General features: G+C 69.2%; 14 protein-coding genes and 1 pseudogene. 8 read left to right on the forward strand and 7 right to left on the reverse strand.

The genetic code is table 11. The features are described from left to right. Positions 1-43: 43 nt before the first annotated feature. A complete protein-coding gene (locus tag ACWDA7_RS33900) occupies positions 44-1,105 on the reverse strand; it encodes an NAD(P)-dependent alcohol dehydrogenase (RefSeq protein ID WP_450609324.1) in 1,062 nt (353 codons plus the stop codon). 101 nt (positions 1,106-1,206) lie between these two features. Between ACWDA7_RS33900 and ACWDA7_RS33905 the strand changes: the two genes are divergently transcribed. From ACWDA7_RS33905 to ACWDA7_RS33925, 5 genes are all read left to right on the forward strand, one after another. Beyond that, positions 1,207-1,878 (forward strand): TetR/AcrR family transcriptional regulator, encoded by a 672-nt coding sequence (locus ACWDA7_RS33905; RefSeq protein ID WP_450609326.1) that lies wholly within the window; start codon positions 1,207-1,209, stop codon positions 1,876-1,878. 171 nt (positions 1,879-2,049) lie between these two features. After that, positions 2,050-2,463 carry an SRPBCC family protein gene (locus tag ACWDA7_RS33910; RefSeq protein WP_450609328.1) on the forward strand — a complete coding sequence of 138 codons (414 nt, stop codon included), beginning with the start codon at positions 2,050-2,052 and terminating at the stop codon, positions 2,461-2,463. A gap of 251 nt (positions 2,464-2,714) precedes the next feature. Continuing rightward, positions 2,715-2,858 (forward strand): hypothetical protein, encoded by a 144-nt coding sequence (locus ACWDA7_RS33915; RefSeq protein ID WP_359400510.1) that lies wholly within the window; start codon positions 2,715-2,717, stop codon positions 2,856-2,858. 140 nt (positions 2,859-2,998) lie between these two features. Next, entirely contained in the window at positions 2,999-4,282 is a 1,284-nt protein-coding gene (locus ACWDA7_RS33920; protein ID WP_450609330.1) for a PP2C family protein-serine/threonine phosphatase, read from the forward strand. A 426-nt stretch (positions 4,283-4,708) separates the two neighbouring features. Continuing rightward, positions 4,709-5,950: an acyltransferase family protein gene (locus ACWDA7_RS33925; protein ID WP_450609332.1), complete on the forward strand. Its 1,242-nt coding sequence runs from the start codon at positions 4,709-4,711 to the stop codon at positions 5,948-5,950. A gap of 254 nt (positions 5,951-6,204) precedes the next feature. On the opposite strand, the gene ACWDA7_RS33930 is transcribed toward ACWDA7_RS33925, so the two are convergent. Next, a complete protein-coding gene (locus ACWDA7_RS33930) occupies positions 6,205-7,713 on the reverse strand; it encodes a lysyl oxidase family protein (RefSeq protein ID WP_450609334.1) in 1,509 nt (502 codons plus the stop codon). A 465-nt stretch (positions 7,714-8,178) separates the two neighbouring features. Here ACWDA7_RS33930 and ACWDA7_RS33935 point away from each other — a divergent pair, with 465 nt between their 5' ends. Beyond that, positions 8,179-8,730: a DUF4232 domain-containing protein gene (locus ACWDA7_RS33935; protein WP_450609336.1), complete on the forward strand. Its 552-nt coding sequence runs from the start codon at positions 8,179-8,181 to the stop codon at positions 8,728-8,730. 103 nt (positions 8,731-8,833) lie between these two features. Here ACWDA7_RS33935 and ACWDA7_RS33940 read toward each other — a convergent pair whose 3' ends face one another. After that, positions 8,834-9,751: an SGNH/GDSL hydrolase family protein gene (locus tag ACWDA7_RS33940; RefSeq protein ID WP_450609338.1), complete on the reverse strand. Its 918-nt coding sequence runs from the start codon at positions 9,749-9,751 to the stop codon at positions 8,834-8,836. A gap of 379 nt (positions 9,752-10,130) precedes the next feature. Between ACWDA7_RS33940 and ACWDA7_RS33945 the strand changes: the two genes are divergently transcribed. After that, positions 10,131-11,135 (forward strand): aldo/keto reductase family protein, encoded by a 1,005-nt coding sequence (locus ACWDA7_RS33945; protein WP_450609340.1) that lies wholly within the window; start codon positions 10,131-10,133, stop codon positions 11,133-11,135. A gap of 275 nt (positions 11,136-11,410) precedes the next feature. On the opposite strand, the gene ACWDA7_RS33950 is transcribed toward ACWDA7_RS33945, so the two are convergent. The 4 genes from ACWDA7_RS33950 to ACWDA7_RS33965 all read right to left on the reverse strand — a co-directional run bounded on the left by ACWDA7_RS33950 (position 11,411) and on the right by ACWDA7_RS33965 (position 13,853). Beyond that, positions 11,411-12,262 (reverse strand): NmrA/HSCARG family protein, encoded by an 852-nt coding sequence (locus ACWDA7_RS33950; protein WP_450609344.1) that lies wholly within the window; start codon positions 12,260-12,262, stop codon positions 11,411-11,413. 184 nt (positions 12,263-12,446) lie between these two features. Beyond that, positions 12,447-12,875 (reverse strand): universal stress protein, encoded by a 429-nt coding sequence (locus tag ACWDA7_RS33955; RefSeq protein ID WP_450609346.1) that lies wholly within the window; start codon positions 12,873-12,875, stop codon positions 12,447-12,449. A gap of 178 nt (positions 12,876-13,053) precedes the next feature. Continuing rightward, positions 13,054-13,533: a class I SAM-dependent methyltransferase gene (locus ACWDA7_RS33960; RefSeq protein WP_450609348.1), complete on the reverse strand. Its 480-nt coding sequence runs from the start codon at positions 13,531-13,533 to the stop codon at positions 13,054-13,056. Positions 13,534-13,535: 2 nt separating this feature from the next. Further along, positions 13,536-13,853 carry a hypothetical protein gene (locus tag ACWDA7_RS33965; RefSeq protein ID WP_450609350.1) on the reverse strand — a complete coding sequence of 106 codons (318 nt, stop codon included), beginning with the start codon at positions 13,851-13,853 and terminating at the stop codon, positions 13,536-13,538. A gap of 373 nt (positions 13,854-14,226) precedes the next feature. On the opposite strand from ACWDA7_RS33965, the pseudogene ACWDA7_RS33970 reads away from it, so the two are divergent. Then, a pseudogene (locus tag ACWDA7_RS33970) lies at positions 14,227-14,973 on the forward strand (IS200/IS605 family accessory protein TnpB-related protein); the annotation flags it as partial. Between the last annotated feature and the right edge of the window lie 80 nt (positions 14,974-15,053).

Here is a 15,053-nt window from a genome sequence, read left to right on the forward strand (position 1 = left end):
TCCGCAAGTCGAGGCGCGCGCGGCCGGCCGCCGCCGCAGACGCTCAGTTACGGTCGCCCGCGGACCGGAGGGTGATCACGAGCTTGCCGCGGGTCCGACCGTCCAGCAGGTGCCGGATGGCCGCGGCGGTCTTGCTGAGCGGGTAGACCCGGTCGATGACCGGTGAGACCTTACCGCCCTCGATGAGGCCGGACAGGGATGCCAGGTCTTCGGCGTTCTCCGACGCGACGAAGGTGCCGAGGGTCTGAGCGGTCCAAGGGGACAGCAGTTGAGCCCGGAGCTGACGGTCGACGCCGCCGAGCCAGCGACCGCCGTTCTCGCCCCCGACGATGACGAGCCGTCCCATCGGGGTCAGAGTGCGGCGGAGATCCGACAGCCGGCGGTTGCCTCCGATGTCGAGGATCACGTCGTAGCGGTGCCGGCCGTCGGCGAAGTCCGCACGGGTGTAGTCGATGACCCGGTCGGCGCCGAGGGCGTGGACCAGGTCGACCTTGGTGGTACTGCACACGGCTGTCACCTCGGCCCCGTAGGCCTTGGCGATCTGCACGGCGAACGTTCCCACGCCTCCCGACGCCCCGACGACGAGCACCTGTTGTCCCTGCCGGACTCGGCCGTGGTCGCGAACGGCCTGCAGGGCGGTGACACCGGAGATGGGGACGGCGGCCGCCTGGTCGAAGGAGAGATTCGCCGGCTTGGCCGACTGCCTGTCGGCCCGGACACAGGCGTACTCGGCGAACGAGCTGTTGCACGTGCCGTACACCTCGTAGCCCGGCGCGACGCCCGTCACGGACGCGCCCACGGCTTCGACGGTCCCGGCGAAACCGCGCCCCGGGCTGGGTTTCTTGGGCCTGCGAAGGCCGAACCCCGCCATCCGGATCGGATAGGGCAGCCCGGCCATGATGTGCCAGGTGCCCCGGTCCACGCCGGCCGCGTGCACCTTCACCAGCACCTCGTTCGGCCCGATCGCCGGCCGGGCGATCTCCGCCGTCCGCAGGACGCCCTCGGGCTCCGGCCCGTACCGGTCCTGCACGATCGACCGCATCGTGGTCGCGCGGGGGGCCGTGGCGGCCGGCCCGCTGGGGGAGTCGAGCGACGTGGGCTGCATCGGGACGCTCCTGGTCCTGGGAGTCTGAGGGTCTGGATCCTTACGCCGTAAGGTTCTTCCTTACCCGGTAAGGTTGTCAAGGTGAAGACGGAAGAACGCCGATGACCCCGCGCACCGGGCGTGACCGGGCGCCCCGTGTCCCCCTCAGCCGCGAGAAGGTGCTCCACGCCGCTGTCGCGCTGGCCGACGAGAGCGGGATCGAGGCGCTCACCATGCGCAAACTCGGCGAGGCGGTCGGCGTCGAGGCGATGTCTCTCTACACGCACGTCGCCAACAAGGAAGACCTGCTCGACGGCATGATCGACCTGGTTTTCGAGGAGATCGAGCTTCCGTCCCCTGAGGGCGACTGGAAGACGGGGCTGCGCCGTCGGGCGATCTCGGTGCGCCTGGTCCTGTCCCGGCACCGCTGGGCGATCGGTCTGATGGAGTCGCGGACCTCCCCCGGCCCCACGACGCTGCGGCATCATGACGCGGTCATCGGATGCCTGCGCAGGGCCGGCTTCTCCGTCGCGCTGACAGCGCATGCCTACTCGGCCCTCGACAGCTACATCTACGGATTCGCCCTGCAGGAGCGCCACTTGCCCTTCGACACCCCAGGTGAGACGGCTGATCTGGCGCAGGCCATCCTGACGCAGGCCGCCGGGCATTACCCGCACCTGGCCGAGCTGGCGACCGAGCACGTCCTCCGCCCCGGCTACGACTACGGCGACGAGTTCGCATTCGGGCTCGACCTGATCCTCGACGGCATCGAGAGGGCCGGCGGCAGGGCGTAGGGCCGCCGTGGAGTGACCGCGACTTCCCGGACCACATGGTGTGCCCGTACTGCGGTCGGCCCGCCCGCGGCAGCAAAGGTCCCCGGATGTCGGCCGGCGGCGAAGGCTTCATCTGCGACAGAAAGGGGACTCGTCCCTTCTCCCCGGTCCCGAGACGAGGAGGGGTACCTGATGTCCGAGTACGAACGTTCACGCACCATGCCGGCACTGCCCGAGAACGTCTTCGACCAGGCCGCCGACGTCGACCAACTCGAGGACTGGCTGCCGAACGCACTGCACGTGCATGCCGAGGTCCCGCCCGCCGTGACCGTGCATGACGATCTCGCCGAGCGGGACATGTCCGCGCTGCTGAAGGCACGGCCCGAGCAGATGCGCATCGAGTGGGGCACCCGCGACGAGGGGTCCTACGCCGGTTGGCTCCAGGTTGCGGGCATCGGCAGCGGAACCAGCGAAGTGACCGTGCATCTGTCGTTCTTCGACGACCGCCATGACCCGGGCGAGAGCTCAGTGCACGAGGCCCTCGACAGCAGCCTGAGGCGACTGGAGGAGCAAGTGCGGCTGAGGGCCGAGAACACGTCCGGCTGACAGTCCGATCCCGCCGCCGGAATCTTCGGCAGCCCCTGGGATCCCCACGCTTCTCACCAGCGGAAACGACATAGCGCAGATCCCAGAATCGCGCCTTGCGCCCGGGCCCGCATCCTGACGAGAAGACGCCACCCAATTGGCCTACAAACTTCCGATTCCCGGCATGCGGGGTACTCCGTTCGGCCCCATGCTGAGGCTGGAACTGTTGCCAATGGAGCGCCGTTCTGATCACTGCTGCACTAGGGGGCACCGTGATCCTCATAGCCCTGCTTGTCCCGGTGATACTCCTTCTGGTCATGTTCGCTCTGGACGCCCTGGAGAATTTCCTCTTCCCACCGCCGGAACAACCGGTCCTGAGAGAAGAGACAATCCCGGAGCAGGCGACATCCGAGTGATCCGGATATCCGGGCCGTCGCACCGCTGACCGGCGGCAACCGCTGCGACGCACGCGCTTGCCGGCCGAGTTCGGCGGGATGGCTCCGTCGACCGCTCCTTTCACTCGCAAGCCGCTCCACCGTGGTGCACTGTGGGAGGCATGGGCTTGTGGCAGCGAGGCTTTTCCAGCCTCGAGCGGCCGTGGCAGTCGAAAGTCATCCTGCTGGTGATCCCAGTGGTGCTCATTGTCCTGATCTCGGTCGCCGACATCATTGCCCCGGCCGACATCGTCCTCGGACCGCTTCTGGTGATCGCGCCCGCCCTCACCGCGTGGTTCGACGGCCCGTGGACGACCGGGGCCGTGGGAACGCTGGCCATGGCCGCGCAGGCGTTCATCGGCTGGCGCTCCCACGCGCAGTTCTCGCGGAACGTGATCGTCGAGGTCATCGCCCTCGGGGTGCTGACGTCCGTGGTCGTGATCATGTGCGTGCTACGCGATCGGCGTGGACGCCAGCTCGCCCAGGTGCGGTCGGTCGCCGAGGCCGCCCAGCACGTCCTGCTGTGGCCGTTGCCGACCCGGATCGGCCCGCTGCACCTCGCATGCCTCTATCTGGCGGCCGAGGACGAGGCCGAGATCGGGGGTGATCTGTACGCCGCCGCCCGCACCGAGGGTGCGGTCCGCGTGATGATCGGCGACGTCCGCGGCAAAGGGCTGCCTGCCGTCGGCGAGGCCGCCCTTGTGCTTGGTGCCTTCCGTGAGGCCGCCCATCTGCACGCCACGCTGCCCCAACTGGCCGCCGCCCTGGAGCGGAGCGTCGCCCGCTACCTCAGCGACTTCGAACCCGACGACGAGACCGGCGAGCGCTTCGCCACCGCTCTTCTGCTGGAGATCCCGGACGACGACCCCATCATCCGGGTGACCAGTTGCGGACATGTGGCCCCTCTGCTGCTCGGTCCGGGCCGCGCCGTGACGGTCCCGGACCTCACGCCCGCGCCTCCGCTCGGCGTCGGTATGACCGGGGCCGACGTGTACAGCCTCGACGTGCTGCCCTTCGGCCCCGGCGACACCCTGCTGCTCTACACCGACGGCGTCATCGAGGCCCGCGACCGGAACGGCGTCTTCTACCCGTTCGCGGAACGCACCGCCCAGTGGGTCGAGGACGGGCCCGAGGCCCTGCTCCACCACATCAGACGCGATCTGCTCGCGCACACAGCCCGCCGTCTCGGCGACGACGTCGCCCTCATCGCCATCCGTCGTGCCGCCGGCCGGCAGCCCGGCCACCACCTCGGACGGGTGGCGCGGTCCAACGGATCGTGTTTCGGCCCCGAAGCGAAGGAACCGGGTGGCGCGGCGGCACACGCCGGCCAGAGCCTCGGCTGGGGCGCTGTGCCGGCCGGCCCGTTCCTCCCGGTGACGCGGCGGACCCGGCCGCGGCCGGCATGACCGACAGCGCGGCACCAGGGACAGACTCAGCCCGAAGGCCTTCACGTTCCACGGCGCGGGGTTTTGATGTGGCGTGTTTGCTCGGTAATCGCCTGAGTTGGCGGGAGGCCGACCTTGGCGGCGCCCAGTGGTTGCATCGTGAACGTTGTCATCATCGGTTGCAGACCGGTAGGTTCACCTAACCGTTGTGAGGGTACGGGGCGCCGATCGGCAGCGATGGCGGTGGGGGATCGGCGGGCGTTCACGGATCGGGCACGTCTGCCGGCTGAACGGCGGCGTAACGCCGAGCGAAACGTCGGAGGCTGTCGAGGCGAATGTGTCTCAGCCTCGTCAGGATGTTCATTTCTGTTCACCTTCAAGCGGTCGTATGTGAACCGTACGGTGGCCGACGGGCCTGGGCTGGCTTGTGAGGATGGGTAGGTACTGATGCGCGGTGGGGACGAGAGACCGCCGGTGTCCTATGGGGGTTCGCTCATACCCGGACAGAGAACACCGAACGGATTGCAGCAACCGCTGCCTCCGCTCTCCGTGGCCGACCGGTCGCCACAGCCTCCGCAGGAATCGACGGGCGCGCAGAAGCGCGTCGCCGGCGACCGCGCGGGACGCCGGCTGTACGCCATCGACGGAATCCGTCTGGTTGCGGCGCTCATGGTGGCGGTCCACCACTATGCCGGTACGAATCGGATGAACCACGAGAACAACCGGTACTGGGGCCGCCCGGTGTCCGAGATCATGCCGACGGTCTTCCGGTTCGCCTCCTACGGATGGATCGGCGTCGAGATCTTCTTCGTCATCAGTGGGTTCGTGATCTGCATGTCCTGCTGGGGGCGTACCCCGCGGCAGTTCTTCATTTCCCGGGTGATCCGGCTCTATCCGGCGTACTGGTTCGCCATCGTGTTCACGACGCTCGTGCTGACGGTGCTGCCGGGTGTCTGGGGGCGGCTGCAACCGCGCGAACTGCTGCTCAACTTCACGATGCTGCAGACGGGTTCCGGCGTCGCGAACGTGGACGGCGTGTACTGGACCCTCTGGTCCGAACTGCGGTTCTACCTGCTCTTCCTGCTCGTCGTCGCCACCGGGCTGACGTACCGGAAGGTCGTCCTCTTCTGCTGCGTGTGGGGCGCGGTCGCGATGCTCGCACCGGTGTCCGGGTTCCCGCTGCTGGAGCTGGTCGCCAATCCGGACGGCGCCTGGTTCTTCATCGCGGGACTGGCCCTCTACCTCATGCACCGGTTCGGTCAGGACCTGCTCCTGTGGGGCATCCTCGGCATGGCATGGCTCATGGGACAGAGGGAGCTGGGGTCCCGGATCGACGAGGTCGAGCACGTCTCCAGCTGGCGGGGGAGCCTGCTGATCTTCACGGTGTTCCTGCTGGTCATGGTCGGTATCTCGCTCGGCATGACGGACCGTGTCCGCTGGAAGTGGCTCGTCACGGCCGGGACGATGACGTATCCGCTCTATCTGATGCACTACGCGGCGGGCACGACGCTGATCAACCGCCTGCGGGACACGATGGACGCCCGGGTTCTGCTCATCGTCGTGATCGGCGGCTTCCTGGTGCTGAGCTACCTCGTCCATCGCCTGGTGGAGCGGCCCGTGGCGCGGCTCATGAAGAAGGGCCTCGACTCGTCCTTCGCGCGACTGCGCAACGCCGGCAACCCGGCCTGAACCAAGGACACGGCCGAGGGGCGTCCCGCGAACGCGCGGGGCGCCCCTCAACCGTCTGCTGCCCGCGCCGTGGAGCGTCACCCGGAAGCCGCAGGAGCGCCCCTCCGTGATTCGGCCGACTCGGCGCGAAGCTCCCTCTCGCGGCCGAACTGATCACGATCATGTCCCGGCAGATCGCCCCGGTCCGCTGGGGCGGAGGCGGCGGAGTCTGAAGGGCTTCGGCACGGTCATTTCCGCCGCCGCCCGCCGGGACGTCAGGGTGCGTCGATGAGGCCGTACTTCGGTACGGTCACCGTGCGGGCGCCCGGGGTTCCGCCAAGGACCACCTTGCGGTAGGTGACGTTGTTCGCCGTGCTCTGTTCCTTGAGCCGGTTGTCGGGGTTGGCGATGACCTGGATGTAGTAGGTGCCGTTCGGCAGGTCCGTGATCTCGAAGGACTGACCGGGCCGGATCTGGGTGTAGGTGTCGCCGTTGCCGACATCGAGCACCTCGCGCACCGAGACGGAGGTCTCCTCACCGCAGGCGGTCGCGAGGTCGGTGTTGTACGGGTGCCAGTCGGCGTTCTTCACCGTGTAGTCGATCGCGTCGGTGTTGGCGAGGCAGAACGCCTCCTTGCCACTCCGGACGATCTCCTTCTTGTCGGCGCCGAGCAGCCGGTAGCTGGCGAAGTCGCTGAAGTGCCAGTGCTGGTGGCCTTCTCGAGGGTCCCACTCCATGGTGCCGGTGGGCGTGTACCCGACCTGCTTGCCCTTGGCGTCGTAGAAGTACTGGTACGCGTCCATCTTCTCTTTGCCGGGGCTGCGAAACCCGTCGACGACCAGTGGCGAGGGCCCGCCGTTCCAGACGGTGGCGCTGAAGGCCAGATAGTCCTTGCCCGGGACGTCCCCGTCCTCGCCGTCGGTGATGGCGATGCCGTAGGCGGGCAGGGCGCGGAGATCGGGCTTCGGCGTGTTGGCGGGGATGCCCGCCCGGCCCGCCGGACGCCTGGCGGCCGGCTTCGCGCTCTTGAAGGTCTCCCTGTGGGCGTGGCCGCCACCGGCCGGCCCCTGCCCTTCACCGGTCTGGCTGCGGACCGTCACCTTGACCGTCCGGGACTGTGCCGGGATGCCGAACACGTCACGGTACTTCTTGGCCACCGAGATCGTGGCAGTGTAGACGCCGGGGGAGAGATCGATCGGCTGCTGCTGCCTGAATCCCGGGGACGTGGCCGCGGCCCAGCCCTTCTCGACGCCCCACACCGAGCCGAGCGCGAACGGATTGTCGGAACAGCTGTCCGGGAACTTCGAGGTGGACGGTGCGTCGGGCCGGATGCGGCCGGCCCGGGTGTTCGGGCAGAACGACTGCGTCGTCTCCGCCACCTTCGCTCCCGACCGGTCGCTGATGCTGACCTGGAGGAAGTCCGGCAGGCCGGAGAAGTCCTTCACCAGGCCGGTCGGCAGGGCCTTGGTGAGGGTCTTGGTCCCGGAGTGGATGATCTGCGACGCGACGACGGGGTCGTTGTACGACTTGCGCGTCACCCGTAATTCGAAGGGACCTCCATCGACGGTGACGTAGGTGCCGAGGTCCAGATAGACCCCCGGTTCACCTTCCCAGCGGTCGACGGTCACCGCGTTCGATGCGGTGATGATTTTGAGCTTCGGCGTGCCGGCCGGGGCGGCCGCTATGGCTCCCGGTGCGGCGACCGCGCCGGCAGCGGCGACGGTGAGGGCCGCGGCGGCGACGAGCGCCGAACGGCGTACGGCATGAGGACGGTGTCTGGTCATCGGTTCCTCGTTCTGCGTGGTCCGACTGTGCTGTGTGCCTCGTGCAGGTGCCGCAGTGATTGCTGTGCGGCACTTGTGAAAAGTGTGAGAGGACGCTTTGGGTTGCCTGTGACCCCGAAGTCGCCGTGAATGTCGGCTTGTTACCGTTTCCGGCTCGCTGGAGTCCCATGCGGCGCGTCCATGTACGCCGCACTCGCCGACGGCCTCTTGAGGGCACCGATCCCCCTGTCACCGAATCGGGCTGCTGCTCAGGTTTGGTGCCTGCCGTGGGGCGCCTGAGGCAATGGGCAGGCCCGGTTCCCGGATGGCCGATGGCGGAGCTTGATGCGACGCTGGGAGACCGTGACAGCGGAGGTGGGGATCGAGACGTATGTCGTTCAACGCGTGACGATCCGGTCCCACTCCTCCCTGCGTCGGCCGCCGCAGGATACGCAGGCGGCCCCGTACACCGCGGGAGGACAACCCATGAATCGCACCACGAGAAGTCGCCTGCGCCTGGTCTCTGTGCTGCTGGCGGCGGCCGCGTCCGCGGGCCTGCCGGCGGGCGCCGACGTTGCGGCCGCAGCAGACGACGGCACTCCTCAGCGGGCCTCGGTTCCCTCGTGCACGAGCGCTCAGGTCGTCGCGAACAGTGCGCGGCGCATCGGGGGCACCCAGATCGGGATCACCGTCGTCAACAAGGGTTCGAAGCCCTGCGCGCTGACGGGCTTTCCCACGGTGGCTCTCGCGGGCCTGGGCTCACCGGACAAGAACAAGCCCCTCAACGTGATCCGCCAGGGCTCATCGGCGCCGGTGCAATTGGCGGTAGGCGGCCGGGCCTCGACGCAGCTCACCTTCACGCCGGTCCTGGGTGAGGCGGACGGGTACTGCGCCTCCGGTGCCACACCTTTCGTAGCGCCTTCGATCGTGGTGGGCGTCGCTGGTGGCAAGCAGCAGTTGGCTCCGGATGACGGCGGCGACTTCGCGCTCTGCGGCCAGAGCATTCGTGCCACCGCCTTCCGGGCGGCAGGTGCCTGACACGAACGCCGATCCGCAGCCACCGGCCGGTGGCTGCGGATCGGTTTGCCAGTCCCGGCAGACGGACGGCACTGGCCGTGCGTCCACCACGGTGTCGCACTGATCAGTCGCGTCCGCGACCCTTGTCCAGACGGGCCAGCACGGCACTCGCCATGGCTTGTTCACCCTTGGCGTTGGGATGTGCGGGGGCCGCCGGCGAGGCGGGCTGCAGTGGTTCGATCCAGCGGTCCGCGGGCGCCTTGCACATGTCGTGCCCCTGTGTGGGCCCGTAGGTGTCCACGTACTCCGCGTGATTCCACTGGGCCACCAGGCGAAGCATCAGGTTCAGGCGCTTCTCGGTGTCCCGCAGATAGGGAAAGTCCTTCGACGCGAACGGGACCGAAGGATAGCAACCGCTGCCGTCGTCGGGCAGCAGGTCCGGGTAGCCGACGACGAGCACACGGGCGTGCGGCGCCTTGGCGTGCACAGCCCGCAGCACACGGTCGACCTTCGGCGCCGTCTGCACGATGTTCAGCGCCAGCTGGTCGAAACCGGACGCGGAGTAGTGGCGCTGACACGGGTTTCCCGTCACGTCCGTGGAACTGAGGCCCGCGCAGGTGGCGATGATGGACCCGAAACCGATGTCGTTGCCGCCGATCTGGACGGTCACCAGATCGGTGTCCCGTTGCACCGCGTTGAGCTGAGGAGGATTGGTGCCCTGCGGCTTCCACATGTGCTCGGTCGTCGCTCCGCCGCAGCTCGCGTCCTTGAACGCGGTCACTTCGCGCTCCGCCGCCACGATCGAGGGGTAGTTGTGGTCGGAGCGGGCGCAGGCCGCGTCCACCTGCTGCGGGATGAGGGGGCCCGAGGTGTAGGAGTCCCCGAGTGACACGTACTGCGTGTCACGGCCATGCGCCACGCCATGGGCCGAGGCGGGTACCGCCGAAGCGGCGACGAGGACGCAGCCGCCGATCGCCGCCCCCGCCGTGAGCGGCCAGGAGCGACGTCTCGCCGCTTCGCCAGAATGGGTGTCATTCGCCATGCAGGTCCTCCCCCTGAAGCCAGGCCGGCACGCGGAACCGCACCAAGGACGGCTCTCGCGCGTTCGATTGGGCTTGTATACCGTTCGGTATGTCCCGCGTGCCAGAGTCGTGAACGGGGCAACTGGGCGGCGGGTGCCACTCACGCCGACGAGGGGCCTGGTTCCGCCGGGACCACTTGAAGTGGGTGACCCTGCGCAGAGTACGTTCAGCAGTAGTAGGCACATGCTGTCGCAGCCGGGCGCGAAGTGATCTGATGAGAGTCGCTGCCGAGTGTCCACACAGATGACGCTCCTGGGCTGCCCCGCCCAGGACAGTCCGCGGGGACGTGCACTCGGCGGTGCCGATGGCCCCGCACACGCCCGTAAAGGATTGGCCCGTATGGAATACCGTCACCTCGGCCGCAGTGGCCTGATCATCAGCGAGATCGCCTATGGCAACTGGCTGACCCATGGTTCGCAGGTGGAGGCGGAGGCGGCGACGTCATGCGTGCGCGCCGCGCTCGACGTGGGCATCACCACCTTCGACACGGCTGACGTCTACGCCGCGACTCGGGCCGAGTCGGTTCTGGGCGACGCGCTGAAGGGCGAGCGCCGCGAGGGACTCGAGATCTTCACCAAGGTCTTCTGGCCCACCGGGCCGGGCCGCAACGACCGCGGGCTGTCGCGCAAGCACGTCATGGAGTCGATCGAGGGGTCGCTGCGCCGTCTGCGGACCGACTACGTGGACCTGTACCAGGCCCACCGGTACGACGTCGCCACGCCGCTGGAGGAGACGATGGAGGCGTTCGCCGACATCGTCCACTCCGGCAAGGCGCACTACATCGGGGTCTCGGAGTGGCCCGCGGAGCAGATTCGGCGTGCCCACGCCCTGGCGCGAGAGCTGCGCATCCCGCTGGTGTCCAACCAGCCCCAGTACAACGCCCTGTGGCGGGTCATCGAGGGAGAGGTCGTGCCCGCCTGCGAGGAGTTGGGCATCGGCCAGGTGGTATTCTCGCCGATCGCGCAGGGTGTGCTGACGGGCAAGTACACGCCCGGTCAGCAGCCGCCGGAAGGCTCCCGCGCCACCGATGCCAAGGGCGGCGCCAACATGATCGCCCGTTGGCTCCGCGATGACGTGCTGGAGGCCGTTCAGCAGCTCCAGCCGCTCGCCGCCGACGCCGGGCTCTCCCTCGCACAACTGGCCGTGGCCTGGGTGCTGCAGAACCCCAACGTCTCGGCGGCCATCATCGGCGCGTCGCGGCCGGAGCAGGTCGCGGAGAACGCCAAGGCGGCCGGTGTCGTGCTCGATGCCGACCTCATGGCCCGCATCGAGGAGGTCCTGGAGCCGGTCGCGGTCACCGACCCCAAGCGGGTCCACGACAACGTGCCCGAGCGTCGCCCGTAAGACACCGGCGCCCTCGCGCTTCGACGTCCTCCCGGCCAAGGGCCGGGAGGACGTCGCCGTGTGCCTGGCCGCGGTCCGAAGGGCCACGCCGAGTGGCCGGAACGTGGGCGGCTCGGCCGGCGAGCCTGCCGCGACCGGCTCACCGGGTTTCTCCGAGGATGCCCCGGCCTTCAGGCCGGGCAGGAATCGGACTCCTGCGGAGCAGGGCGGGGATGGCCGGATCGCCGTCGGGGCGGTGGCGTTCCAATCGGCGGACCGGTTGGGCGGGTTCGCGTTCAGCGGGCGGCCGCGAACGCGTCGCGGGCCCAGTCGGCGAACTGCATCCAGTGGATGTGCGGTGCGGCCGCGTGCAGCGCGGGGATGTCCACGCGGTAGCCCGGACCGTTGAGAAACGTCCACATCGCATGCATGTCTGGACTCCCGATCGCCTCGAGCGGAACTTGCTCATGGCGGACTTCGTGTCCCACGGCGGCGCTCAGCGCGGCCGCCATCTGTGCGGGCGTGGGTGCGTCACCGGCCAGCTCGATACGCCGTTCCGTGTACGCGGCGGGGCTCAGCAGCACCTCGGCCGCGAAGGCCCCGAGATCGGGCCGGGCGAGCTGCTGCAACGGCCTGTCGGCAGGCAGCGGCAGGTCGAGGACCCCGCTGCGGATGCGTTCCGCTCCGCCCAGGGCGTTGTCGAAGAAATACGTCGGGCCGAGGATCGTGTACGGCACATCGCCGGAAGCCAGCTCCTGCTCGATGCGTGCCTTGCTCTCGAAATGCGGTACGCCGCTGTCCTGGTCGGCCCCGGCCACCGAGCTGAAGACAAGATGCGGCACGCGTTCCTCGCTCGCCGCGGCCAGGATCGCCCGCCCCTGGGCCACCTCGGCCTCCACGCCCGCCTCGAAGGGAGTCGTGAACGCGAAGACCCCTCTGACCCCGTTCATCGCGGCTGCGAGCGACGCGCGGTCGCCAAGGGATCCCGCCACCACGTCGACGCCCCGGTCGGCCAGTTCACGTGCCCCCCTGTGGCCGGTGTCACGTACCAGTGCCCGGACGGGGGCGCCGCGGCCCAGGAGGGCGTCGGTCACGGCTCTGCCCTGACCGCCGGTCGCCGCAAGCACCAGGATGGGTTCGTCGACCATCGGGGGAGTCCTCCTGCACGGGTACGCGCGGCGATGAGTCATGAGCCAGTGGTGCCAACGCTATCGCTCGACGTCTGGCGACGCGCTCAGCGGCGCGGCAGCCTCACCGCGTGCCACCGGGACCCGGCCCGGGAGCGAGGCGCCCGTACCGCGGGCCTGTGGCGGCAGCCCCGGCGGCGGGAGGTCAGGCCTCGTCGGTTTCCGGGAGCAGGAGGACGGGGACGTGGGTGGCGTGGCTCACGGCGTCGGAGACACGGGGGTTGAACCAGGCGGCGAAGGTGCTGCGGTGGTGGGGGCTGAGCACGAGCAGGTCGGCGCCCACCCGCTCGGCGGCGGCGGTGATCGCGGGGGCGACCTCGGTGATGAACTCACCGAGCAGTTCGCCCTCGGCGCTGACACCGGCGTCACGCAGAGCTGCGAGGGCCTCGTCGAGAACCTGCTGGGCTTCCTTCTCGTCCTCCAGCGGCATGACGGCGCTGCCGACCGGCGCGGTGGTGGCGATGTGGAGAACGTGCACCGTGCTGTCGAACTTCTGGGCGAGAGTGGTGACGGTGTCGAGCGAACGCTGCGGCAGCGGGGTCGGGTCGACGGCCAGCAGAATACGCTGGAACATGCGGGCTTCTCCTTGAGGTGAAGAGACGGCGGGGCACCGACGGTCCGCTCATGGTGGGTGCGACCGCCCATGCCGCAGAAAGGGATCAGCCCCTTGTCAGGGACGGTCCGTTTCCATGGCCCAGTCAATCATGTGCCCCTCGGCTCCTTGAGGGCGAGGTCAAGGCGATCGTGCAGGGTCAGTCGCGGCGGGCCACCAGGCGGTACGCGTTGGACAGCCGCAGCCGATGGCACAGGGGCCGGACCCCGAACCGGTCGATCAGTGTGCCCAGGACCAGCGCGGGGATCCCGGCGACGAGCACGGCGGTACGCAGTGCGCGGCGCAGCGCGTTCGGCCGCTCGGGCAGCCACGACATGTCGTCGTGCGGTGCGGCGTGGTTGAGCGCGAGCCACACCGCGGCCAACAGGTCGACCGGGTCGTGCGGTTCGGCGACCACCGTGAAGCCCAGCTCGGCCAGTCGGCCGCGGAGGTTGGCGACGGGCATGAGATGCAGGTGCTGCGACTGGAGCCAGGGCAGCCACCAACGGCCGAGGAGACGGGCGTAGCGGCTCTGCGGGTCAGGGACCTCCATCAGCAGATGACCGCCGGGACGCACCAACTGCCACGCGGCCCGCAGTTCGGCATTGGGATCAGCGCTGTGTTCCAGGTAGTGGAACATGCTCACCACGTCGTAGCGGGCAGTGAGCTCCGATGCCAGGCGGGGGAAGCTGCCGCAGTAGCCGCGCTCCACTCGTCCCTCGCGTTCGGCGCCGTCGGCAGATCCGCCAGGAGCCCGTCGAGATGCTCCTTGACCCTGGGCAGACCGGCCAGCGGGTCGACCAGTTCGGCGGAGGTGGTGGCCGAGGTCGTCCACGGCACGCCGAGCCGCTCGGCCACGAGTGCCCCGGCGAAGGCCTGCTGGTCGGCGACGACCACTTCCGGACGCACACTCTCGACGGCCGCCCGCACCCCCGGCGCCATCGCCTCGGCGAGCGGCACGAGGTACCACTCCCACAGGAACTTCAGGGCCTCAGGCCCCCTGGAGCTCGGCCGGCCGCTGGGCTCCGTCCTCCCCCGGGACCGGCCCGGCGCAACCGAACACCTCGGCGTCCGGCCGGCCAGCCACGCGACGAGCCCGGGGTCGGGGCACGCCCACGCCACCCGGTGCCCGCGCGCGGCCAGTTCGGCGGCCACACCCACAGCGGGGTTGGGAGCTGTTCGGTTTCGGATGTGCAGGAGTGTGTGTGAGTGTGCACGAGCATGTACTTGTTCGTGGTGTTGCAGCGCGCACGACCGCTTGGCGGGCACTGTCAGTGCCGGCCGGTACCGTTCTTCCTGTTGCCGATCACGTGTTGGGGAGGGGGGTGCATCGATGCGTGGTGAGTCGCTGCGCACGATCGCTGCCCCCTTCGTGGCCGTCGGCCCGTCCGGCGTGGCGATCCGCACCCGCCTCAAGGCCCTCACGCCGGACGACGAGCAGGTGTTACGTGTGGTCGGCGCGCATCTGGGGTCGCTGGCCTCGAAGGATCTCAAACGCCGGTGCGCCGAGGGCCTGGAGCACTCCGCGGATACGTGGGCCAGGCGCAAGCGGGCCCTGACCGACACGTCGTCCTCGCGGTGGGCCGGTTCGATCACGAAGGCCACCCACGATCAGTGGGCGCTGTCCCGGCGTGCCCAACTCGCGCACATCCGCAGCCTTGAGGCCGGCATCAAGACGATCGCGCACCGCCTGTCGCTGCCGGTGGGCGAGAAGGGCTCGAAGCGGGCGCCGGGCGGATACCGCACCCGCCAGGAGTGGTTCCACAAGTCTCGGCGACTGCATCTGCTCAAGGATCGGCTGGAGCGGGAGCGGGCCGATCACGAGGTGGGGCGGGTGCGGGTCGTGCGGGGCGGTAAACGCCTGCTCACCACCCGACACCACCTCGAGGCGGCGCAGCTCGCCGGGCACGCGTGGCGGCGTCGTTGGGAGGCTGAACGCTGGTTCCTGCAGGCGGACGGCGAGTCGGGCAAGCGGTTCGGCAATGAGACGATCCGCGTCACGCCTGAGGGCGAAGTGTCACTGAAGCTGCCTGCTCCGCTTGCGCACCTGGCGAACGCCCGGCACGGCCGGTACGTCCTCGCCTAATGGGACTTGCCGGGTCGGAGAGACTCGGTGCCGTAGCCGCCAGCAGGTGAGCACTACCCTCGCCGGAACCCTTG

This window comes from Streptomyces sp. NPDC001156 (genome assembly GCF_053598275.1).